General features: G+C 75.6%; 4 protein-coding genes. 1 reads left to right on the forward strand and 3 read right to left on the reverse strand.

Annotated elements, in window-relative coordinates; genetic code table 11:
- The coding region (locus tag GFJ45_RS16005; protein WP_194288740.1) for a DAK2 domain-containing protein at positions 1-400 on the reverse strand (400 nt) is incomplete at its 3' end.
- A 74-nt stretch (positions 401-474) separates the two neighbouring features.
- Positions 475-879, reverse strand: coding sequence for a YjbQ family protein (locus tag GFJ45_RS16010; protein ID WP_153399078.1), 405 nt, complete (start codon positions 877-879; stop codon positions 475-477).
- Between the two features lie 146 nt (positions 880-1,025).
- Between GFJ45_RS16010 and rpmB the strand changes: the two genes are divergently transcribed.
- The gene (gene rpmB / locus GFJ45_RS16015; RefSeq protein ID WP_153399080.1) at positions 1,026-1,220 is read left to right on the forward strand and encodes a 50S ribosomal protein L28; all 195 of its coding nucleotides are present in this window, start codon (positions 1,026-1,028) and stop codon (positions 1,218-1,220) included.
- 77 nt (positions 1,221-1,297) lie between these two features.
- On the opposite strand, the gene GFJ45_RS16020 is transcribed toward rpmB, so the two are convergent.
- Positions 1,298-1,658 (reverse strand): AIR synthase-related protein (locus tag GFJ45_RS16020; RefSeq protein WP_267128875.1); only part of this gene is annotated, 361 nt, incomplete at its 5' end.

Raw genomic sequence — 1,658 nt, forward strand, 5'->3', positions numbered from 1 at the left:
CCCCGGAGCGGGGCACCCGGCTGGCCCGCTGGAAGGCGTCGGCCAGCTCCCGCGGCCCCATGGCGTCGCCGCCGGCGGCGACCGCCGCCTCGTGCACGCCGCGCACCAGCTGGCTGAGGATGACCCCGGAGTTGCCACGGGCCGACAGCAGCGTCCCGCGGGCCATCAGGCCGAGCCCGTCGGCGAGGCTGAGCCCGTCGCCGTCGCCGCGGCCGCGCAGCCCGACGACCGCGCCGTCGAGGGTCAGCAGCAGGTTGGTGCCGGTGTCCCCGTCGGGCACCGGGAAGACGTTGAGGGCATCGATCCGCTCCCGCTCCTCGGCGAGGGACTGGCGCGCGGCGAGGACCCAGCGGCGGGCGGTGGCGAGGTCGAGCCCCACCAGCGGTGCGCTCCCCGTCACCGGACCTCTCCTCTCGCCGCTACGGCTGCTGCCGTCTCCGACGGTGCCAGATCGACTGCTCCTGCAGCGGGAGGCTAGTCGGCGAGCAGGGACATCCGCACCGTGCGGGTGGCGTTGTCCACGTTGAGGTCGACGAGGCAGACCCGCTGCCAGGTGCCGAGGGCCAGCTCGCCGCCCAGCACCGGCACCGTCGCGTAGGGCGGGACCAGGGCCGGCATCACGTGGGCGCGGCCGTGGCCGGGGCTGCCGTGCTGGTGCTTCCAGCGGTCGTCGGCCGGGAGCAGGTCGGCCAGCGCGGCCAGCAGGTCGTCCTCGCTGCCGGCGCCGGTCTCCAGGAGGGCCAGGCCCGCGGTGGCGTGCGGCACGAACAGGTGGAGCAGGCCATCGCCGGCGTCGCTGACGAAGTCGGCGCAGTCCCCGGTGATGTCGAGGACGGTGTCCTGGTCGCCGGTGCGGTAGCTGCGGGTGGACGTACGCATGGCCCGATCCTGTCACCTGGAGCGCATTTGGGGCACCGTGCCCGGTTCCGGTACTCTTACGTGGTTCCCCGGAAGCCCTCGCGGTGATGCCGCCTGGCGGCTGCCCCGGGGCCTCACCGGACCACCACCGACCACAGGAGACCACCGTGGCTGCCACCTGCGACGTCTGCGGCAAGGGACCGAGCTTCGGTCACAGCATCTCGCACTCGCACCGCCGCACCAAGCGTCGCTGGACCCCCAACATCCAGCGCGTCCGGGCCAAGGTCGGCCCCAGCGGCTCGACCGCCAAGCGGCTCAACGTGTGCACCTCCTGCCTGAAGGCGGGCAAGGTCAGCCGCTGACCTGACGCGGCCCGGTACCTCCGGGCCGCCCCTGCGCGAGCCGGTACCCGTCCCCGGGTGCCGGCTCTTGCGCGTGCTCAGCCGCCGAAGTGGTCCCAGCCGCCGGGCCCCAGCTCCTCCCCCTCGAGCCGCACGCCGGGCCCGTCGGCACCGGCCTCGGTCACCCGCCCCACCGGGTGCCAGCCGGGCGGGCGGTCCTGCGGGGCGAAGCAGGCCAGCAGCGAGTGCTCCTCGCCGCCGGCGAGGACGCACCGCCACCCGACCTCCTGGCCCAGCACGCGGGCCAGCGGCGCCACGAACTCCGCCAGCAGCGACCGGTCCAGCTCGGCGCCGGTCCCGCTGGCCTGGCAGACCCGCCGCAGGTCGCGCACCAGCCCGTCGGACAGGTCGATCATGGCGTGCGCGCCGGCCCGGGCCGCGGCGGGTCCCTGCGCCAGC

Origin of the sequence: Ornithinicoccus halotolerans, from assembly GCF_009602535.1 — a bacterium.
In the GTDB taxonomy this organism is placed as follows: Bacteria; Actinomycetota; Actinomycetes; order Actinomycetales; family Dermatophilaceae; genus Ornithinicoccus; species Ornithinicoccus halotolerans.